Genomic DNA, 19900 nt, shown 5'->3' on the forward strand with positions numbered 1-19900 from the left:
CAAGCAACAACATTTAAATATGCGTAAAAAGTTGAAGCTCCTGTGAGGTAAGTATTTCCCACACCTCACAACAACAGTTAAAAAACAATTACGTAAAAATCTTATATCCCTGTTGACGAAGTAAGTTAAATACACATCATGCACTAGTGAAGTGCGGAAAATACTTAACGAACAATAAAAAGCGAAACGGTATTAAAGAAGTTACACCTAATCCAAACTCTTCACAAAACTAAAGTAAGTTAAAATCTAACTTTTACTACTACAAGCAACAACATTTAAACATGCGTAAAAAGTTGAAGCTCCTGTGAGGTAAGTATTTCCCACACCTCACAACAACAGTTAAAAAACAATAAGTTCCAAAAACAGATTCGATTATTTAAAAATCACACTCCAAAATAGTTACGAACTAAAGATACTGCTTTAACTAGCGCGCGAGCTTCATCAATAGTGTTGTAAACACCAACGGAAGCGCGATTAGACGCATACACGCCAAAATGCCTATGAATAGGCTGAGCACAATGATGCCCAACGCGAATTGCAATTCCTTGCGCATCCAAAAACTGCCCAACGTCATGAGGATGCACTCCATCAACTTCAAAAGAAACAGTTCCAATTCGATTATTCAAATCAATCGGTCCAAGAACACGAACTCCCGGGATATCTTTTAACTTCAGCAATTCTGCAGCAATCTCATTCTCATGTTTTGCAACACGATTCATATCTAGCGAACGAAGCCAATCTGCAGCAACTCCAGAAGCAACCATTTGCGCAACAGGCTGAGTTCCAGCTTCAAATCTGTAAGGAGCATCCATGTATTGCGCTGGTTTATTCAACCAAGCAAGCTCAACCATTGAACCACCAAAAGACGCAGGTGGAAGAGCTTGAAGTAAATCATGCTTTCCATACAAGAACCCAACTCCAGTAGGACCATACATTTTATGAGCGCTAAAAGCTGCAAAGTCAACATTTAACACATGGAAATCAACGGGAATGTGAGGCACAGATTGGCATGCATCGAGCACAAAAATCGCTCCAACTTCGTGAGCGCGCTTGCAAATCGGCGAAACGTCTGTAATTGCGCCAGTAACGTTACTAATATGCGTGACTGCAACTATTTTCGTGCGCGAGTCAATTATAGTTTTTAAATAATTTGAATCAGCTCGAACTCGTCCATCTTCCCTAACATCAATCCAACGAAGTTCAGCTCCAGTACGAAAAGCAAGCTCTTGAAAAGGCAAAAGTACAGAATGATGCTCTGCACGCGATACTACTATTACATCTCCTTCGTGAAGAGCGAAATTTTTGCGGAAATCAACAGAATTATCGAAATCAGCAGAATTATCACTGTCTTTTTTGTAAATTCTAGCTTTCACACTAGCGTTACCAATAGAAGTTGCAAGTAAATTCATCGCGCCCGTAGCGCCCGTAGTAACAACAATTTCTTCGCGCCCAGATTCAGCGCACGCTCCAACAAGTCGCGCAATTTTCGCGCGAGCATCTTCAAACGCAATCGTGCTTAAAGCTGCTAACTCGTGCGCTCCCCTATGAACAGATGCGTTAATAGTTTCGTAAAACTCGCTTTCAGCGTCTATTACAACTTGAGGTTTTTGTGCAGTTGCTGCAGAATCTAAGTAAATAAGCGGCTTTCCGTGCACAGTATCGTAAAGCGAATTGCCGTGAACTGTGCGGAGTAAAATCGGAAACTGTGCGCGCAAATCGCTAAATTCTCGCATAATATTTTCTTCAGTCATATTAAACCGCCAACTTTACGCTTTTCTTACGCTTTTTATACCAAACCATTAACGCTATTCTGAACGATTTCGTCATGAATATAGATAGACTAAAACTTAAAGCTTGCTTAAGAGCGCTTAAGCAAGTGCAGACTCAGTAGAACCTTCAGGCAAATACTTATCATAGCCTTCTTCTTCCAGCTCGTCTGCAAGCTCAGGTCCTGCAGTCTTCACAAAATGACCTTGAGCAAAAACATGCACAATATCTGGCTTAATATACTTAAGAATTCTCGTATAATGCGTAACCATCATAATACCCAAGCCAGTATTCTCTTTCGCTCTATTCACGCCCTCAGAAACAATACGAAGCGCATCAACGTCTAGACCAGAATCAGTTTCGTCCAAAATAGCAAATTTTGGCTTCAAAAGCTCTAGTTGCAAAACTTCTGCACGCTTCTTTTCACCGCCTGAAAATCCTTCATTAACTGAACGCGATGCAAATTTCGGATCCATACGAAGTTTTTTCATAGCATCGCTAAGTTCTTTCACCCAGCTTCTTAAAGATGGAGCAATACCGTCAACTTCTGTTTTTGCAGTGCGAAGAAAATTCGTCATAGAAACACCAGGTACTTCCACAGGGTATTGCATTGCAAGGAACAACCCAGCTTTTGCGCGCTCATCTGGAGTCATTTTCAAAATATCTTCACCGTCAAGCAAAACCTGACCGGAATCAACTTCATATTTCGGATGCCCCGCCAAAGTATAAGCAAGAGTAGACTTGCCGGATCCATTAGGACCCATAATTGCGTGAGTTTCTCCAGAATTAACAGTAAGATTTACACCTTTTAAGATTTGCTTTCTGCCTTCTTTTGTTTCTACAGACGCATACAAATCTTTAATTTCCAAAGTTGACATTATTTTCTCCTATTCTTCAGTTCTCGCAAGTTAGTTTTGTTCAGGATCATTTTGCTTAGAATCTACTGATTTAGCAGTATCCTCAGTTCGCGCAAGACGACGCTCAATCGCATTCATTAAATGATTTACAATTTCTGGAACACCAATTTCTTCAATCAACTCGTTAAAGAATCCACGCACTACTAGCTTTCTCGCTTCAATTTCACTGATTCCGCGCGATTGCAAATAGAAAAGCTCTTCATCGTCAAAACGACCAACAGAACTTGCATGACCAGCTCCAATAATATTTCCATTTTCAATCTCCAAATTCGGCTCAGAATCGGCGATTGCTCCAGGAGTCAAAACTAAATTACGATTCAATTCATACGAATCAGTACCAGGAGCTTCAGGCTTAATAAGCGCGTTTCCAACCCAAGTAGAATGTGCTCCTTTACCTTCTAAAGCACCCTTATACACTACCCTAGACTTACATTCCGGATAATTATGCACAACCATAGTGCGATGCTCAACATGCTCTCCAGGATCAACAAAATACATGCCAAGCATATTCAAATCACCTTGCTCGCCGCCAAAATCTTGATCCATACGAATACGAACAACATCTCCACCAAGAGTGACCATTGTGTGACGCAAAGACGCACCTAAACCTACGTGAATACGCTGATTTCCAACGTGTTTACTGCCCAAATCCCACTCTTGAATAAACGTTGTAGAAATATGAGAATGCTCACCAAGTATGATTTCTACGCCTTCAGCAAGTTTTGCACAGCCGGTATGTTCGATAATAATATCTGCGTTTGCACGAGAATCTGCTTCGATTACTAAATGCAGTGCGTCAAGCGTATTAACATTATTACCCTGAATTTTAAGTACGATTGGCTTTTTGATTTCGCCAGATACATGAAGAACATGCGCTTGTTTCGCTACATTCCAAGCAACTGCAGCAACTCGATCTGACGGCTTTAGATTTGTATGTGGAGCATCTTCCTTCTGTTTTACGCTTAAACTTACTTTACCAAATTCGCCAATATAATCATCGTCTAAATCAGCTCCACCAACGCCTTCAAGCTTTACTTGAAGACTATTAGACGGTTCAAAACACTCGAAAAACTCGGAAATTCGCTCTACTGGAGTATATCTCCAATCTTCCTGCTTACGCGTTGGAATCGCAAAATCATCCACGTTAAAAGATCTCACAGATTTATCTGCACTAGAAGGCATTGCTGCAGGGACAGCGTACGGATCTAGAGGATCCGCAACAGGAATTGCTATTTCTTTTTGATTCATGTTATTGCCCAAATTTTTAGTTAAATTTTCGCTCAAATTATTACCAACTTTATTACCAACTTCATTGCCCAAATTCTCGCCCAAATTATCACACATTATCCAACAGAACCTTCCATTTGCAATTCAACTAATCTATTAAGCTCAAGTGCATACTCCATTGGCAACTCGCGACTAATCGGCTCTACAAAGCCACGAACAATCATTCCCATAGCTTCTTTTTCTTCAAGCCCACGGCTCATCAAATAAAATAGCTGATCTTCAGAAACCTTGGAAACAGTGGCTTCATGAGCCATAGAAACGTCATCCTCACGAACATCAACATGAGGATACGTATCTGACCTTGAAAAATCATCAACAAGCAATGCGTCACACACAACAGAGGAACTAGATCCTTTAGCACCTTTAACAATCTTCACAAGACCACGGTAAGCAGAACGCCCACCACCACGCGAAATAGACTTAGCAACAATCGTAGAACTCGTGCGCGGAGCTAAATGAATCATTTTTGCGCCTGTATCTTGATATTGCCCACGACCTGCAAAACTCAAAGACATTGTTTCAGCTTTAGCATATGGTTCTGCAAGAATACAAGCAGGATACTTCATAGTAGCTTTAGATCCAATATTTCCGTCAACCCACTCCATTGTGCCACCTTCACGCACATAAGCGCGCTGAGTGACTAAATTATAAACATTATTCGACCAATTTTGAACAGTTGTGTAACGAACTCGAGCATGCTTTTCAACAATAATCTCAACATTTGCAGCATGAAGTGAATCCGTAGAATAAATTGGAGCAGTGCAACCCTCTACGTAATGAACGTAAGAACCTTCGTCTGCAATAATAAGCGTGCGTTCAAATTGCCCCATATTCGGCGTGTTAATGCGGAAATAAGCTTGAAGCGGAATATCAACATGAACGCCTTTTGGTACGTAAACAAATGATCCGCCACTCCAAGCAGCTGTGTTAAGAGCAGCAAACTTGTTGTCGTCAACTGGAATCACAGTTGCAAAATACTTTTTTACAAGCTCCGGATACTTTTGAACTGCTGTATCTGTATCTACGAAAATCACACCTTGAGATGCCAAATCTTCGCGAATCGAATTATAAATAACTTCAGATTCATATTGTGCAGCAACACCTGAAACTAAGCGCTTTTTCTCAGCTTCTGGAATACCCAAGCGATCATAAGTGTTACGAATATCCTCAGGCAAATCATCCCAAGTTTTCACTTGATCGTGAACAGGACGCACGTAGTACTTGAAATCATCTGCATCAAAACCGCTTAAATCAACACCCCAATCCGGCATAGGCTTTTGTAAAAAGGCGCGATATCCTTGCAAACGAAGATTAAGCATCCACTCGGGCTCGTTTTTATCTGCAGAAATCGCACGAACAACAGATTCATCAATACCCTTTTTTGCAGCCTCGCCGGCAGCATCAGAATCATGCCAACCGTAATTATATTCACCAAATTCAGCTACAATCTGCTCATCTTTACGAATCTTTTCTTCATTAACGCGAGCGCGATCAGCCACATACTGGCTCATTTCCACGTCTGCAGCTGTATTATTTGCTGTATTGTGAAAATCATTCGCATTAACGCACATAACGCCTCCAATAGCGCAATTCACTAAGGGTAAATGTAGTAAAAACACTTACCCTAACATCTATAAATTATCCCTAATATAAAGGTTACATCGAGAAAGCTCGCAGCGGTATAGAATGCATAACGCAAAACGTAATTTTTATCACAGTAACACTTAATGAAATAGCAAGAATGGAAAGATGGGATAGAGATATGGGAAATAAATAGGTGGGAAATAGCGAGAAGAAATGTATATAAAAAATAAATAGATGGGAAATAGCGAGAATGGAAATAGCAACAGGCGCATCTTCCTTGATACACCTGTTACGCATTAACAAATTAAATTATACTTACAACGCAATATTAAATTACGCTAAATCCACTATCTAGATTCACCAACTAGATTTACTATCTAGATTCACTATCTATATAGTAACAGAACGCGACTCTATCTCTTCTCTTGTAGGAGCAAGAACTAAATCTTTAACTAATTCACGAGTACGCAACTGACTACTAGGCTCTAAACCGTCATCTGTAATAACAACATCAACTTGATCAAATCGCGCAAAAAGCGAAAGAGAAGTACACTTCCACTTAGTATGATCAGTCAAAATAATAGTGCGATCCGCAATATCCATCAAAGCCATATCAGTAGCAGCTTCAAGCGAATTTGGCATAAGGAATCCACGCGGCAAAGAAACTGAATGAGTTCCCAAGAACACAGTATTAACGCGCAATGATGCCACAACTTTATCTGCAATAGGACCAACAAGCGAATTCGAACGCGTAATAACACCGCCAGTTACAATAACCTCAACATCCTTTGACTCGAGCGCTTGAACTAACTCCGCTACAGGAATTGAATTAGTTAAAATAGTAATTCCTGCAGCTTGACGCGACTCTAACAAATGCTGAGCAAACACATACGCTGTAGTGCCGCCACCAATAGCAATAACATCTCCAGGTTGCACATAATCCACTGCTTTACGCGCAATAGCATCCTTCAAGCCAATATCCATTTGAGATTTTACAGAAAATAAAGGCTCACTTAACAACGTATTAGTAGTTACAGCACCACCGTGTACGCGTTTAAGTAAACCCTTATCAGACAACTCGCTTATATCTCTACGTATAGTCATGGCACTTACTGCAAGTTCTTTAGATAAAGCAGTAATACGAACTGCACCGCGAGTACGCAGACGATTCAAAATCAAATGTTGACGCTGTGAAGAAATCATATTAACATTATCGCACACATATACGCAAAAAACAAACTCAATTGAGCGTTTCTATGTGCGAAGTGCAATGCAACGCACAAATAAAAGCAAATAAGAGAATCTACACGCAAAAAACGCACAAAATCGAACGTAATTAAAATACGATAATTAACTCGTCTTAAGCGTCAACACCAACAGCATCAGAAACATGCTCATAACCATCCGCTTTAAGCAATCTAGCTAAACCACGCTTAAGAACGCTAATCTGCTGAGGTCCTCTATACATAAGAGAAGAAATAAACATCACTAAATCAGATCCAGCACGAATCTTCTCATATGCTTGACGAGGAGTAGAAACTCCACCAACGCCAGCAATCGTAAAACGATCTCCAAAAGCAGCGCGAGTTTTGCGAATAAGCTCATTACTTGCTTTATAAGCAGGAGAACCAGAAATACCACCTTGCAAATCAGAAGGAATATTCAAACCTATGCGATTCTTACGTAAATTCGCAATAGTTACTCCATCAACTTTATGCTCGTTAAGAACATCTAAAAGCGACTTAAACTGCTCCCAGCCCCCCGGCAATTCCAAAGGCATTTTAACAAGCGTTGGCTGAGACCGCTCAACTTTATCTAACACTGTAAAAAGCTTATCCAATGCATCAGGATCACTAAAAGGCTCTCCAGCGCGAGTATTCGGGCACGAAATATTCACTTCAATCATCGAAGTGCGATCAGCTGCACGCTCAAGAGATATACGATAATCTTCAATTCCTTCGTCTAAATCGCCGACTAAATCGTCATTTGTACGCGCAATAGACACAGAAATCACCATAGAGCGCATGGAAGTAAACGCCTTTTCAGCGCGAGAAACAACAGCATCACAACCGTCATTACTTAAACCAGCATGCACAAGAATCGAATCATACTCAGGAAAACGGTGATACCAAGGCTTTTCATTACCTGCACAAGGACGCGATGTAGTAGATCCAACTGTTTCAAAACCAAATCCAGCATTATCTAGAACATACGTTAAATCACAATTTTTATCTAATCCAGCGCTTAAACCAAAAGGATTATCAAAATGCAATCCCATAACATCAGTTTCAAGCACAGGATCAGTGTAATTGAGAGTCGATCTTAAAAGCCACATTAGCAACTGGTTATTTTCGCAAGATTTGCACAACGCAATCATGCGATCGTGAGCTTCATCTGGAGGAATGTTAAAAACCATATGAGGCTTAATCACATGTTTATAAGCAAACGTAAACAAATCCGTTGCAGCCATATTAACCGCGTTCGCGAGCGCATTATTAGAAACGTATTTCTTAAGCGACTTTTTTGAGCCTGAAGCTGAATTTACAGTTGTCATACTCTAATATTAAAGCTCAACTCAAATAACAGCAAATTTTTAATCATTGCCTTCTTCGCCAGCATCTCCTGCGCCACCATCTCCGGCACCGCCTGTACCGCCGGCACCGCCAGTGGTAGTTTGCTCACCAGATTGAGATCCACTACGCGAATTGCGTTGCTCACGAGCAGCTTCACGCTGAGCATCTGCATCACGCTCAGCTTGACCCTCATCATCTTGCAACCTTCTATAACCTGAAGGCATAGAGCCACCAGCCATAAAATCAGGATCTGGCTGTCCGTAATCATTATCTTGCGGAATATTAGCTGCAGAAAGATAATCATTCATAAACGCTTTGAAAGCAGGCGCTGCAATAGTTACACCATACCAAGTACCACGGCGAACACCTTTAATAGTCGCTCCATTAAAGCTCTTAGGATGCTCAGCATTACCAATAGCAACGAAAGCAGCAACTTGATTAGGAACAAAACCACCTGTAAGCATATAAGTATCCTGGTTAGTACCAGTCTTAGCAAAAGTCTTACGACCATTAGCAAGCTGTGCAGGACGAGCTACACCACTAGGCTGAACAACACCTTGATTCATAGCAAAAGCTACAGTTTGCGCAACCTTCTTAGGAATTGCTTGATGGCAATGAGCGCTTGGAACACGCAAACGTTTTCCGCTTTTATCTACAACTCGCTTAATTGCAATAGGATCACACTGAACTCCATTAGCTCCAATAGTCGCATAAGCATTAGCCATAGTAAGTGGAGAAGCTTGAACAGAACCAATTAACATAGCCGGATTCATAGAGTTCTTAGAGAACACATCTTCCTGACCGTACGGAGAATTATGGTATCCAATAGTTCTAGCTGCTTCAGCAACAGCACACAATTTAATTTGAGAACCAATAGCAGCCTGAATAGTGTTATGAGAATGAACAAGACCCATTAAAGGAGTTTCAACACTGACATTTCCACCACCAGCATTATGAACAGACCAACGTCCTTGTCCACGATACCTTGCGCAAGAAAAATCTGAATTATTATACAAAGTGCTTGTATGCAAAGGCGTGTTTATTGATTTGCCTGCTAAAAGCCAAGCAACCATATTAAACGGTTTCCAAGTAGAACCAATCTGCCAGCCAAGACCGCCACCGTCACGTTCATCAACAGCATAGTTAATAGCAGTATGAGTTGGATCTAGCCTTGCAGCATCAGTTGCATCATAAATACGATTGCTACCAAATCCAAGAACTTCACCAGTACCAGGCTTAATAGCTGCAATCGAAACTTCAAATCCGCTTTTATCATTGACAGGAACAGTATCACGAGCTGTTTTCATAGCAGCTTCATTTGCTTTAATATCCATTGTGGAATAAATATCAAGTCCACCTTCGTTAAGCAACTTTTTACGTGCTAAAACGCTGCTACCAAACTCGCGAGAATTAAGAATTTTCTTAGTTACATAATCACAGAAGAACGCTGAGTCACCAGCAGCTTGACAACCAATGTGAGATATATTTCTTTGAATATTCAAAGTATCTTTAATAGGAGTTGCACAAGCTTTATCGTGCTCACTCTTGGAAATAAAACCTTGACGTAACATCAAATCCAAAACAGTATTACGCTGAGCTTGAGAAGCTTTTTGATTGCTTTCAATTGAAGGATCAAAACGTGAAGGATTCTTAGTAATAGCAGCAATAGTAGCAGATTGTACAAGATTAAGATCAGCAGCAGTAGTATTGAAATATCGTTTTGCTGCCATCTCAACGCCATACAAATTATTGCTACCAAATTGCGCTATATTTAAGTATCCTTGCAAAATTTCCAGCTTTGAGTACTTTTTCTCAATTTGGATAGCTATAAGCATTTCTCGCAACTTGCGAGCTATAGTTCCTTCAGACGCATGATATTCAGAAATAGGATCGTTATCGTCATGCGCTTTAATCATAAGAACATTTTTTACGTATTGCTGTGTGAGAGAAGATCCACCTTGCATACTTGAATGCCTAATAAAAGTTTGAACAAATGCGCGCATAACACCTTGCACATCTACACCTGAATGTTCAAAAAATCGGCGATCTTCACGAGCAACCATTGCTCGTTGCATGTATTTTGAAATTTTACGCAAAGGAACAACAGTACGATTTTGAGCATAAAATGTTGCAATTACAGTTTTACCGTCTGCAGCAAAAATACGCGATTTCTGAGGTAAAGCTGTAACGTCAAAATCTATTCCATCAACTCTAAGTGAAGGCACAACAGACTTCACTACGCTGTTCACGCTCATAACTCCAGGAACGAATAATATACTTAATGCACCACCGCCGCACACGCACAATAAAACGTACGTGAGGAACAGTGCTAATACACGATGAACAGTAAGTGAATTCTTTTTAGGCATGCGTACTATTCTAAAGGTTTCCCTCTACTTGATGAACATTTAAAGATTTATAAAACATTTATAAACTTGAACATTTAAATATTTTAAACTTGAACATTTAAATATTTATAAAAAAAAACGAGCCAGGAATAATCCTGACTCGTTTAAGTTAAATTTCGAGGTAATTATAAAAGATAATCATAAAACATAATTGCAAAAGCAACTAGAATCACAATATATCTAACTCACTATACCCCTGCGGCCTATTAAGCCTCTGCAGCCACCTTCGTTGCAGCTTCAGCTTCTTTAACGACTGCCTTCTTTGGGCTTACTGGCTCAACAACAAGCTCAATAATAGCCTGTGGAGCAGTATCGCCACGGCGAGGAGCAATCTTCACGATGCGGGTATATCCGCCTTCGCGTTGCTTCATCTGCTCAGCAATCGAAGTGAAGAGAGTGTGAACCACGGATTTATCGCGGATCACGCGCAACACGCGACGACGTGAATGCAAATCGCCACGCTTAGCGAATGTAACCAAACGCTCAGCAAGTGGACGAAGACGCTTTGCCTTTGGCAGAGTCGTCACAATACGACCGTGCTGGAAAAGGCTGGTCGCCATGTTGGCCAGCATCAGGCGCTCATGAGCTGGGCTAGAAGCCAGACGAGGGCCTTGTTTCGGTGTAGGCATTGTTACTCCTTATTGCCGTAATATTCAGGTGGGCATCAACCCGAACATCCGAACACTACGGCGATTGCAGGGATACTTCTTACTCGTCTTCAGGAGAGAAGAAAGTACCACCTTCGAGATTATTGGCGTCAAAGCCAATCGGTGAAGCCTTCAATGACAATCCCATGGATTGCAACTTTTCTTTCACTTCATCGATGGATTTCATGCCGAAATTACGAATATCGAGCAAATCCTGCTCAGTGTGAACAACCAATTCACCGACTGTATGAATACCTTCACGCTTTAAGCAATTGTAGCTACGTTGCGTAAGATTCAAATCTTCAATCGGGATAGCCATTTGGGAATCAGCTTCCTCAGTGGCAGGAGCTGGACCTACTTCTACACCTTCAGCCTCAACATTAAGCTCACGGCAAAGACCGAAAAGCTCAACTAAGGTTGAACCAGCGGATGCAACTGCATCACGTGGAGAAATAGCCGGCTTGGTTTCCACATCCAGGATGAGCTTATCGAAGTCCGTGCGCTGTTCCACGCGGGTAGCTTCGACCTTATAGCTCACCTTTAATACTGGTGAGTAGATCGAATCCACAGGAATGCGACCGATTTCGCTATTCTCCTGCTTATTCATCTGAGCTGGAACATAGCCACGGCCGCGCTCAACAGTAAACTCAATCTCAAGTTCACCATCTTCTGCGAGAGTAGCAATATGCATCTCAGGATTAGCAATAGTGACACCAGCCGGAGGAGTAATATCTCCAGCAGTTGCTTCACCTTTGCCATTCTTTCGAAGATACATAACTACTGGCTCGTCGTACTCACTAGTGAGCACAATACCTTTGATGTTCAGTAGGATTTCAGTGACATCCTCTTCAACACCTGGCAGAGTCGTAAACTCATGAAGAGCACCAGAAATACGTACCGATGTAACGGCAGCTCCTGGAATAGAGCTCAACAATGTACGACGCAGCGAATTGCCGAGCGTGTAGCCAAAACCTGGCTCCAACGGCTCAATAGTAAAGCGAGAACGCTGGGGATTCAGTGATTCCTCGGTAAGTGTCGGACGCTGTGCGATAAGCACTTTGGTATCCTTTCAGCTTCTGGTCGGTGGTGCACTCGCCGCCCATAAGCGGGTTGGATGGATGGATTCGTAAGAGTGCTCAGACGCGGCGACGCTTTGGTGGGCGTACGCCGTTATGCGCTTGCGGGGTGACGTCGGTAATAGAACCAACTTCGAGACCCGCGGATTGAAGGGAACGGATAGCGGTTTCACGACCGGAACCTGGACCCTTAACAAACACATCGACCTTCTTAAGGCCGTGCTCCATAGCCTTGCGAGCAGCAGCCTCAGCGGCCATACCTGCAGCGTAAGGAGTCGACTTACGGGAACCCTTAAAGCCGACATCACCACCGGAAGCCCATGAAAGGACTGCACCGGATGGATCGGTGATGGAGATAATCGTGTTATTAAATGTTGACTTAATATGCGCCTGCCCAACCGGTACCGACTTGCGGTCCCGGCGACGCGGCTTGCGCGAGGCTTGCTTTGCAGCTGCCATTGACCCTCGTTTCCTAATTACGAATGAGTTGGTAATGCCTAGGCGATGGAAATCAACCCGTGGCCTAGAGCCGACCACCGACTACTATCGGGTGGCCTTCTTCTTCCCGGCGACAGTACGCTTTGGACCCTTACGGGTGCGAGCATTAGTCTTAGTACGCTGACCACGCACAGGAAGACCCTTGCGATGACGCTGGCCTTGATAGCAGTTGATCTGAATCTTACGACGAATATCGGCGTCGATTTCACGACGCAAATCGCCCTCGATCTTGTAATTAGCTTCGAGATAATCACGCAAGGTGATCAATTGATCATCAGTAAGATCCTTGACGCGGGTATCCGGATTAACACCGGTCGCGGCAAGCGTTTCCTTAGCGCGAGTACGTCCTACACCAAAAATATAAGTGAGGGCGATCTCAATGCGCTTCTCATTGGGAATATCTACTCCGGCAAGACGTGCCATTGTAATTCCTTTACTGTTACGCAGGTCGTGCACCAAATCTTCCGCAATTACGGCCTGGGCCTGCGCACCCAGGGTTCAGTACTATATCGCAACTTTAACAGCTGAAACATTTGTTAGTACTGTGATTTAGTGCCTTTCTTATTTCTTTATTTCCGCGATGGGAATCTACTCAGCCCTGACGCTGCTTATGACGTGGGTTGGTGCAGATCACCATGACGCGGCGTTTGCGTTTGATCACACGGCAATTGTCGCAGATCTTTTTAACACTCGGGCTGACCTTCATGGTTTTCCTTTTTTCTTGTACCTTACTTGTATCGGTACGTAATACGCCCACGGTTCAAATCGTATGGACTCATTTCTAACACAACACGATCTTGCGGCAGAATACGAATATAATTCTTACGCATTTTGCCTGAGATTGTAGCGAGCACGATGTGTTCATTCTCAAGCTGCACGCGAAACATTGCATTTGGTAATGCTTCAACTACTCTGCCTTCGACTTCAATCACACCGTCTTTTGCCATGAGCCTCGTTCCGTTCCTTGGACATAATACTTTGCGCGTCCGAAGACACACCAATCTTTAATAATACAGCAAAAGCGCCCAATACGACACACGGCGTGTCGCACTAGGCGCAAATAATCAAATTAGTTCAGCTCAAAGATTGAATAATGCGATGACTAATATCACTCACATCACCAACGCCATCAACCTCAACTAATTGGCCACGACTATCGTAAATATCAAGCAATGGCGCTGTTTCACGCTCATAAGTTTCAAGACGCTTAGTAATCACTTCAGGAGTATCGTCAGAACGACCTTGCTCAACTGCACGCTTTTTCATACGCTCAAAAAGCACGTCACGCTCTGCTTCTAAAGCAATCACATGATCTAAAGGAGTACCAAGCTCTTCAAGCATAGAATCCAAAGCCTTAACTTGAGAAGCGTTACGAGGATACCCATCAAGAATCCAGCCATTCTTTGCATCATCTTGAGCCAAACGATCCTTAACAATGCTATTTGTAAGCTCATCAGGAACTAACTCGCCTTTATCAAGATATCCTTGAACTTTCTTTCCGAGCTCAGTTTGATTTTTAAGATTGTACCGGAAAATATCTCCAGTAGATATAGCAGGAATACCGTAATGTTCACTCAACAACGCAGCCTGAGTACCTTTGCCAACGCCTTGCGGTCCCATAATCAGCAATCGCATATAAATTCTCCTTAAATGTAACGCCTATATCAGGCATCACTAAATATTATTTACTCAGATACTTGCTCTTGAGAAACTTGTTTATTGTTCTGTGGCTTTTGCTCATCGTGATTAAACAAGAAACCAGCATACTGGAACTGCTCAGTCTGAGCTAATGCTTGACGTAATGTATCCAATCCAACGCCTGCAATAATCAGAATTGTAGTTCCACCGAATGGCAACTTAGTATTCAAATGCAAAGCCATAATCAATACAGTCGGAATCAAAGCAACAAACAGCAAGTAAATAGCTCCAACAGTATTCAATCTATTCATAACGTAGCTCAAATACTTACTAGTGGCACTACCTGCGCGAACACTTGGAATAAATCCGCCATATTCTTTCATATTGTCTGCAGTTTCATCTGGATTAAAAGTAATCTCAGTGTAGAAGAAGCAGAAGAATACAATCATCAAAGCATACAAAGCGATATACCAAACAGATGTTGTGTTTGCAAAATTAGCGTTAATCCATCTAACCCATTCTTTAGAAGGATCTGCGAATTGCGCTATAAGCGTAGGAACTGCGAGAATGGAAGACGCGAAGATTGGTGGTATAACGCCGCTCATGTTAATCTTCAAAGGAAGATACGTTGAAGATCCGCCATACATCTTTCGACCAATCATACGGCGAGTGTATTGAACAGGAATACGACGTTGTGCAAGTTCCACAAAATCAACGAAAACAAGAATAACAAGCAAGACTCCGGTAACAATACCAAACTTTACCCAATCGCCATCGCGACCGTTAGTACCCCATCCAATATTCCATAATTGAGGCAAGAATCCAGAGCAAATAGACATGAAGATTAAGACAGACATGCCTTGACCGATGCCTTTATCGGTTATAAGTTCTGCCATCCACATGATAAGACCTGTGCCGCCGGTCATAATAATAATCATGATTGGCAAATTACTTGCATCTGGAATAACACTACCCTGGCAACGACCACCGAACAAAGCTCCAGAACGCGCTGTAATCAAGATAGTAGTAGACTGCAAAACAGCTAAACCAACAGTTAGATAACGAGTATACTGAGTAAGCTTAGTTTCTCCAGACTGTCCTTCTTTATGCAAAGCTTCAAAGCGTGGAATTGCAACTCGCAATAACTGAATCACAATTGATGCAGTAATATATGGCATCACGCCTAAAGCAAAGATAGAAAGCTGCAAAAGAGAGCCACCAGAGAACAAATTGACTAAGCCAATGAAGTTCTCGCTAGAAGAAGCTAGATTTGTGGTACATTCACGTACTATCTTATAGTCCACACCCGGAATCGGGATGAACGAACCAATACGATAAATAATTATCATTGCGAAGACGAAAAGGATTTTATTCCTCAACTCCTTCGTCTTGAAGGCCTGGATTAACGTTTTCACCTGGGTCTTCCTCCCCTTTCGCGCGACTTCTAGACGCAAACCAGTTAAAAAACAAACTCTGTTGCAATAGTGTAACCTACGGTATCTACCGGCGCGCCGTTAAGAAAAATAGCTCGAAACGATTGCAAACAAATAGAATCTAAATAGCAGATAATCCCCCCAGCATAAGCCGGAGGGATTATCAAAAAATTTAAGTGACTAAAAATTAGTTTAGAACTAATTACTCTTCACTAACAGAGCCACCAGCAGCTTCAATCTTAGCTTTGGCGGATGCAGAAGCCTTTACACCTTTAAGATTCAAAGCAACAGTTAATTCACCATCGCCCAAAACCTTAACAGGATAGCCATCACGCACAGCGCCCTTGACTACCAAGTCTGCAACATTAACTTCGCCACCCTTTGGGAAAAGCTCAGCAAGAGCTGCAACGTTTACAACTTGGAATTCCTTCTTGAAAGGACTTCTGAAGCCACGAAGCTTAGGTAAACGCATGTAAAGTGGAAGCTGGCCACCTTCAAAGCCTGGACGAACTTGGTAACGCTTCTTCGTACCTTTATCGCCACGGCCAGAGGTTTTACCTTTTGAGCCTTCGCCACGACCAACACGAATGCGATCTTTATTAGCTCCTGGAGCTGGACGCAACGTGTGCATGTGCAACATTGGTTCTTCATTAGCCATAATCAGTCAACCTCCTCAACGCTTACAAGATGGCGCACAGCCATTACCAAGCCACGATTGACTGGAGTATCTTCACGAACTACGCTATGACCAATCTTATGAAGGCCAAGAGTACGCACATTCGCGCGCTGACGCTCGGTTGAATGAACCAAACCGTGCACCAGAGTGATCTTCAAATTAGACATCACTCACCATCCTTTGCAGCTTGAGCCTTTGCAGCTTGAGCATCTTCGCGAGCCTTGCGTGCTTCAGCGATGCCAGTAGCACGTTCGCGAAGCAAAGCATCAGGAGCAATCTCCTCAAGTGAAAGACCACGACGAGCAGAAATCTCTTCTGGCTCTTCAAGCTTCTTCAAAGCATCCACAGTTGCACGAACCACATTTACAGCGGTTGCAGAGCCCATGGACTTGGTGAGAATATCGGTGATGCCAGCGCATTCCATAACGGCACGCACAGCACCTCCAGCGATTACACCAGTACCAGGAGCAGCTGGACGAAGCAGAACAGTACCAGCAGCATCGTGACCGATCACTGGATGAGTGACGGTGCCACGAATACGTGGAACAGTAAACATATGCTTCTTAGCGTCTAGCTGACCTTTAGCAATTGCAGCTGGAACTTCGCGAGACTTACCGTAACCAACACCAACAGTGCCCTTACCATCGCCTACAACAACAAGTGCTGCAAAGCTGAAAGTACGACCACCTTTGTGGGTCTTTGAAACACGGTTAATAGTTACAACGCGATCTAAAAGCTCTTCACCGCGGTTTTCTTCACGACGGCTACGACGCTCACCACGCTTGCCCTCGCCCTTAGAACGGCGAGAACGGCGGTCATCATTGCGTTCCTCAGCGGATGCCTGAGTGTTCTGAGTTTCTTCAGCCACTTGGGTTTCCTTTTCGTTGTCGCTCACAGTGCCAGACCTCCCTGACGAGCGCCTTCAGCAACAGCTGCGACGCGACCATGATATTTATTACCGCCACGGTCGAAGACTACAGCGGTTATGCCCGCTTCCTTCGCCTTAGCCGCGATTAACTCGCCAACCTTAGTTGCAGCTTCAGTCTTAGTTCCGGTGAAACCGGCAAAATCAGAAGTCAAAGTGGAAGCACTTACTAAAGTAATACCTTTAGTGTCATCCACAATTTGAGCAACCATATGACGATTGGAACGAGAAACGACCAAACGAGGACGCTCCGATGTGCCGGAGATACGCTTACGAAGACGGGCGTGACGACGCAAACGCGCAACTTTCGTACCTTTACCGAAAATCTTGACGCTCATATCACTTACCAGCCTTTCCAGCCTTGCGCAGGATACGCTCATCTGAGTACTTGATGCCCTTACCCTTGTAAGGCTCAGGAGCGCGTAGCTTGCGAATATTTGCAGCAACCTGACCAACGACCTGCTTATCAGTGCCCTTGACGATTACTTGGTTGGGATTCGGCAACTCTAATTCGATGCCTTCAGGAGGTTCAATAGTAATCGTATGCGAATAACCGAGTGAGAACTCAACGCCCTTACCCTTCTTCGCTGCACGATAACCAGTACCAACAATATCCAAAGTCTTAGCGTAACCATCATGAACGCCCTTAACAATGGATGCAACGATTGCACGAGCCAAACCATGCTTTGCACGAGTTGGACGCAAATCGTCAGCTGGAGTTAATACAACCTGTCCATCAGCAACTTCAGCAGTAATGCCTTCTGGGATTACATAAGTATCAGAACCTTTAGCACCCTTAGCACTAAAAGCCTGACCATCAATTTTCACTTCCACGCCTTGAGGAATGTCGACGGGGAGCTTACCAATATGCGATGCCATTTTCAGCTCTCCTTTCTCACCATACGTAAGCGACGATTTCGCCGCCAATGCCTCTGTCGAGGCATTCCTTCTGGGTCAACAATCCCGAGCTGGTCGAGATAATTGCAATACCGAGACCACCAAGAGGCATTGGCAAAGAGTCTGACTTTGCGTAACGACGCAAGCCTGGCTTAGAAATGCGCTTAATGCCCTGGATGGAACGCTGACCATTGGAACCGTACTTCAACGTAATTTCCAAAGTCTGTCCAACCTTGGCTTCCTTAGCAGCAAAGTCTTTAATATAACCTTCGCGCTTCAGAATCTCGGCGATATTCGCCTTGAATTTGGAGTACGGCATATCAACTGTATCGTGCTTTGCCGCACTCGCATTACGCAGACGTGTCAACATATCTGCGATAGGATCTGTCATTGTCATGTGGGCTAACGCCCTTTCTCGCCGTGGTTTCCACCGCCAAATTTAAGACTTTTTGTCTAAAGCAGTGGACCTTCAGCGTCGATATTTACCAACTGGACTTCGTAACACCCGGCAGTTCACCGCGATGAGCCTTTTCACGAAGGCATACGCGGCACAAACCGAACTTGCGATACACTGAGTGGGGACGACCACAAACCTGGCAACGCGTATAAGCGCGTACCTTGAACTTCGGCTTAGCGGCCGCCTTGTTTTTCAGAGCGGTTTTTGCCATTTCAGTTCTCCTTGAATGGGAAGCCAAGATGCTTAAGCAAAGATTTAGCTTCCACATCGTCCTTGGTGGTGGTCACCACGGTGATGTCCATACCACGCTGATGATCAATCGAGTCAGGATCAATCTCATGGAACATTGACTGTTCTGTAAGACCAAAGTTGTAATTACCCTGACCGTCAAACTGGTTACCATTGATACCGCGGAAATCGCGAATACGAGGCAGAGCCAGAGTGAGAAGACGATCCAAGAACTCCCACATACGATCGCCGCGAAGAGTTACATAAGCACCAATAGCCTGTCCTTCACGCAAATGGAACTGCGCAACAGACTTCTTAGCCTTGGTGACTTTTGGCTTCTGACCGGTAATCAAAGTGAGATCTTTAATCGCTCCTTCGATAAGCTTTGAGTCACGAGCAGCTGCGCCAACGCCCATAGAAACGACGATCTTTTGCACGCGAGCAACTTGCATAGGATTTGTGTGGCCAAATTCCTTTTCCAAAGCTGGAACGATTTGATCATTATATTGCTGTTTTAAGCGCGGAGTTGCCGGTGCCTCAACTGTAGTATCGGTCATGCCAGCTCCTTTCCGGACTTCTTGGCGACACGCACGCGCACGGTTTTCACCTTGCCGTCACGAGCCTCTTGCTTGACGATCACGCCCACGCGGGTAGGCTGCTTAGTTTCTGGGTCAATAACCATCACATTAGAGCGATGTATTGGAGCTTCAACAGAAACAATGCCTGCCTGCTGACCCTGCTGGGTAGCACGGACATGCTTCTTAACAACCTGTACACCCTCTACAATAAGACGGTCCTCAGGAAGTACACGAAGTACTTTACCTTCTTTACCGCGATCCTTACCGCGAATGACCTTTACTTGGTCGCCGGACTTAATTTTGGCTACCAT

At 43.5% G+C, this 19900-nt stretch carries 24 protein-coding genes; all 24 read right to left on the reverse strand.

The features are described from left to right. Positions 1-383: 383 nt before the first annotated feature. The 24 genes from HXT27_RS00895 to rplX all read right to left on the reverse strand — a co-directional run bounded on the left by HXT27_RS00895 (position 384) and on the right by rplX (position 19900). Positions 384-1733: a SufS family cysteine desulfurase gene (locus HXT27_RS00895; protein WP_199172754.1), complete on the reverse strand. Its 1350-nt coding sequence runs from the start codon at positions 1731-1733 to the stop codon at positions 384-386. A 135-nt stretch (positions 1734-1868) separates the two neighbouring features. Further along, positions 1869-2645 (reverse strand): Fe-S cluster assembly ATPase SufC, encoded by a 777-nt coding sequence (gene sufC, locus HXT27_RS00900; protein WP_103043479.1) that lies wholly within the window; start codon positions 2643-2645, stop codon positions 1869-1871. A gap of 30 nt (positions 2646-2675) precedes the next feature. Further along, positions 2676-3968, reverse strand: coding sequence for a Fe-S cluster assembly protein SufD (gene sufD, locus HXT27_RS00905; protein WP_103043544.1), 1293 nt, complete (start codon positions 3966-3968; stop codon positions 2676-2678). A 59-nt stretch (positions 3969-4027) separates the two neighbouring features. After that, the gene (sufB, locus tag HXT27_RS00910; RefSeq protein WP_103043478.1) at positions 4028-5542 is read right to left on the reverse strand and encodes a Fe-S cluster assembly protein SufB; all 1515 of its coding nucleotides are present in this window, start codon (positions 5540-5542) and stop codon (positions 4028-4030) included. A 403-nt stretch (positions 5543-5945) separates the two neighbouring features. Next, positions 5946-6758, reverse strand: a complete 813-nt coding sequence (locus HXT27_RS00915) for a DeoR/GlpR family DNA-binding transcription regulator (protein WP_103043543.1) — start codon at positions 6756-6758, stop codon at positions 5946-5948. 157 nt (positions 6759-6915) lie between these two features. Next, complete coding sequence (locus HXT27_RS00920; protein WP_103043477.1) at positions 6916-8109, reverse strand: quinone-dependent dihydroorotate dehydrogenase; 1194 nt, start codon at positions 8107-8109, stop codon at positions 6916-6918. A 39-nt stretch (positions 8110-8148) separates the two neighbouring features. Next, the gene (locus HXT27_RS00925) at positions 8149-10497 is read right to left on the reverse strand and encodes a transglycosylase domain-containing protein (RefSeq protein ID WP_103043476.1); all 2349 of its coding nucleotides are present in this window, start codon (positions 10495-10497) and stop codon (positions 8149-8151) included. 245 nt (positions 10498-10742) lie between these two features. Beyond that, on the reverse strand, positions 10743-11165 hold the full coding sequence (gene rplQ, locus HXT27_RS00930) for a 50S ribosomal protein L17 (protein WP_075523697.1): 423 nt from the start codon (positions 11163-11165) through the stop codon (positions 10743-10745). A 79-nt stretch (positions 11166-11244) separates the two neighbouring features. Next, a complete protein-coding gene (locus HXT27_RS00935; RefSeq protein WP_103043475.1) occupies positions 11245-12240 on the reverse strand; it encodes a DNA-directed RNA polymerase subunit alpha in 996 nt (331 codons plus the stop codon). Positions 12241-12319: 79 nt separating this feature from the next. Next, positions 12320-12718, reverse strand: a complete 399-nt coding sequence (gene rpsK / locus HXT27_RS00940; RefSeq protein ID WP_075523699.1) for a 30S ribosomal protein S11 — start codon at positions 12716-12718, stop codon at positions 12320-12322. Between the two features lie 84 nt (positions 12719-12802). Next, a complete protein-coding gene (rpsM, locus tag HXT27_RS00945) occupies positions 12803-13180 on the reverse strand; it encodes a 30S ribosomal protein S13 (RefSeq protein WP_075523700.1) in 378 nt (125 codons plus the stop codon). Between the two features lie 169 nt (positions 13181-13349). After that, the gene (gene rpmJ, locus HXT27_RS00950) at positions 13350-13463 is read right to left on the reverse strand and encodes a 50S ribosomal protein L36 (RefSeq protein ID WP_082266282.1); all 114 of its coding nucleotides are present in this window, start codon (positions 13461-13463) and stop codon (positions 13350-13352) included. Positions 13464-13485: 22 nt separating this feature from the next. After that, positions 13486-13704 carry a translation initiation factor IF-1 gene (gene infA, locus HXT27_RS00955; RefSeq protein ID WP_075523701.1) on the reverse strand — a complete coding sequence of 73 codons (219 nt, stop codon included), beginning with the start codon at positions 13702-13704 and terminating at the stop codon, positions 13486-13488. 127 nt (positions 13705-13831) lie between these two features. Then, positions 13832-14392 (reverse strand): adenylate kinase, encoded by a 561-nt coding sequence (locus HXT27_RS00960; protein ID WP_075523702.1) that lies wholly within the window; start codon positions 14390-14392, stop codon positions 13832-13834. A 50-nt stretch (positions 14393-14442) separates the two neighbouring features. Then, positions 14443-15810 carry a preprotein translocase subunit SecY gene (gene secY / locus HXT27_RS00965; RefSeq protein ID WP_103043474.1) on the reverse strand — a complete coding sequence of 456 codons (1368 nt, stop codon included), beginning with the start codon at positions 15808-15810 and terminating at the stop codon, positions 14443-14445. Positions 15811-16030: 220 nt separating this feature from the next. Beyond that, positions 16031-16486, reverse strand: a complete 456-nt coding sequence (gene rplO, locus HXT27_RS00970) for a 50S ribosomal protein L15 (protein WP_075523704.1) — start codon at positions 16484-16486, stop codon at positions 16031-16033. 2 nt (positions 16487-16488) lie between these two features. Further along, complete coding sequence (gene rpmD, locus HXT27_RS00975; RefSeq protein ID WP_075523705.1) at positions 16489-16671, reverse strand: 50S ribosomal protein L30; 183 nt, start codon at positions 16669-16671, stop codon at positions 16489-16491. Further along, complete coding sequence (rpsE, locus tag HXT27_RS00980; protein WP_075523706.1) at positions 16671-17399, reverse strand: 30S ribosomal protein S5; 729 nt, start codon at positions 17397-17399, stop codon at positions 16671-16673. The genes rpmD and rpsE overlap by 1 nt, the downstream gene beginning before the upstream one ends. Beyond that, positions 17396-17767 carry a 50S ribosomal protein L18 gene (gene rplR, locus HXT27_RS00985; protein ID WP_075523707.1) on the reverse strand — a complete coding sequence of 124 codons (372 nt, stop codon included), beginning with the start codon at positions 17765-17767 and terminating at the stop codon, positions 17396-17398. The genes rpsE and rplR overlap by 4 nt, the downstream gene beginning before the upstream one ends. A 1-nt stretch (position 17768) precedes the next feature. Then, positions 17769-18308: a 50S ribosomal protein L6 gene (rplF, locus tag HXT27_RS00990; RefSeq protein WP_075523708.1), complete on the reverse strand. Its 540-nt coding sequence runs from the start codon at positions 18306-18308 to the stop codon at positions 17769-17771. 16 nt (positions 18309-18324) lie between these two features. Continuing rightward, the gene (gene rpsH, locus HXT27_RS00995) at positions 18325-18723 is read right to left on the reverse strand and encodes a 30S ribosomal protein S8 (protein WP_075523709.1); all 399 of its coding nucleotides are present in this window, start codon (positions 18721-18723) and stop codon (positions 18325-18327) included. An 85-nt stretch (positions 18724-18808) separates the two neighbouring features. Further along, complete coding sequence (locus HXT27_RS01000; protein ID WP_004114370.1) at positions 18809-18994, reverse strand: type Z 30S ribosomal protein S14; 186 nt, start codon at positions 18992-18994, stop codon at positions 18809-18811. A 1-nt stretch (position 18995) separates the two neighbouring features. Further along, positions 18996-19568: a 50S ribosomal protein L5 gene (rplE, locus tag HXT27_RS01005; protein WP_075523710.1), complete on the reverse strand. Its 573-nt coding sequence runs from the start codon at positions 19566-19568 to the stop codon at positions 18996-18998. Beyond that, positions 19565-19900 carry a 50S ribosomal protein L24 gene (gene rplX, locus HXT27_RS01010; RefSeq protein WP_075523711.1) on the reverse strand — a complete coding sequence of 112 codons (336 nt, stop codon included), beginning with the start codon at positions 19898-19900 and terminating at the stop codon, positions 19565-19567. Before rplX ends, rplE begins: the two co-directional genes overlap by 4 nt.

This window comes from Gardnerella bivia, from assembly GCF_049262715.1.
GTDB lineage: Bacteria > Actinomycetota > Actinomycetes > Actinomycetales > Bifidobacteriaceae > Bifidobacterium > Bifidobacterium vaginale_A.

Bases quoted from the DNA above. Each gene is read 5' to 3' on its own strand.
- HXT27_RS00895 (WP_199172754.1), bottom strand. From the start codon at position 1,733: ATGCGAGAATTTAGCGATTTGCGCGCACAGTTTCCGATTTTACTCCGC.
- sufC (WP_103043479.1), bottom strand. From the start codon at position 2,645: ATGTCAACTTTGGAAATTAAAGATTTGTATGCGTCTGTAGAAACAAAA.
- sufB (WP_103043478.1), bottom strand. From the start codon at position 5,542: ATGTGCGTTAATGCGAATGATTTTCACAATACAGCAAATAATACAGCT.
- HXT27_RS00915 (WP_103043543.1), bottom strand. From the start codon at position 6,758: ATGATTTCTTCACAGCGTCAACATTTGATTTTGAATCGTCTGCGTACT.
- HXT27_RS00920 (WP_103043477.1), bottom strand. From the start codon at position 8,109: ATGACAACTGTAAATTCAGCTTCAGGCTCAAAAAAGTCGCTTAAGAAA.
- HXT27_RS00925 (WP_103043476.1), bottom strand. From the start codon at position 10,497: ATGCCTAAAAAGAATTCACTTACTGTTCATCGTGTATTAGCACTGTTC.
- rplQ (WP_075523697.1), bottom strand. From the start codon at position 11,165: ATGCCTACACCGAAACAAGGCCCTCGTCTGGCTTCTAGCCCAGCTCAT.
- rpsK (WP_075523699.1), bottom strand. From the start codon at position 12,718: ATGGCAGCTGCAAAGCAAGCCTCGCGCAAGCCGCGTCGCCGGGACCGC.
- rpsM (WP_075523700.1), bottom strand. From the start codon at position 13,180: ATGGCACGTCTTGCCGGAGTAGATATTCCCAATGAGAAGCGCATTGAG.
- rpmJ (WP_082266282.1), bottom strand. From the start codon at position 13,463: ATGAAGGTCAGCCCGAGTGTTAAAAAGATCTGCGACAATTGCCGTGTG.
- infA (WP_075523701.1), bottom strand. From the start codon at position 13,704: ATGGCAAAAGACGGTGTGATTGAAGTCGAAGGCAGAGTAGTTGAAGCA.
- HXT27_RS00960 (WP_075523702.1), bottom strand. From the start codon at position 14,392: ATGCGATTGCTGATTATGGGACCGCAAGGCGTTGGCAAAGGTACTCAG.
- rplO (WP_075523704.1), bottom strand. From the start codon at position 16,486: ATGGCTAATGAAGAACCAATGTTGCACATGCACACGTTGCGTCCAGCT.
- rpmD (WP_075523705.1), bottom strand. From the start codon at position 16,671: ATGTCTAATTTGAAGATCACTCTGGTGCACGGTTTGGTTCATTCAACC.
- rplR (WP_075523707.1), bottom strand. From the start codon at position 17,767: ATGAGCGTCAAGATTTTCGGTAAAGGTACGAAAGTTGCGCGTTTGCGT.
- rplF (WP_075523708.1), bottom strand. From the start codon at position 18,308: ATGGCATCGCATATTGGTAAGCTCCCCGTCGACATTCCTCAAGGCGTG.
- rpsH (WP_075523709.1), bottom strand. From the start codon at position 18,723: ATGACAATGACAGATCCTATCGCAGATATGTTGACACGTCTGCGTAAT.
- HXT27_RS01000 (WP_004114370.1), bottom strand. From the start codon at position 18,994: ATGGCAAAAACCGCTCTGAAAAACAAGGCGGCCGCTAAGCCGAAGTTC.
- rplE (WP_075523710.1), bottom strand. From the start codon at position 19,568: ATGACCGATACTACAGTTGAGGCACCGGCAACTCCGCGCTTAAAACAG.
- rplX (WP_075523711.1), bottom strand. From the start codon at position 19,900: ATGGTAGCCAAAATTAAGTCCGGCGACCAAGTAAAGGTCATTCGCGGT.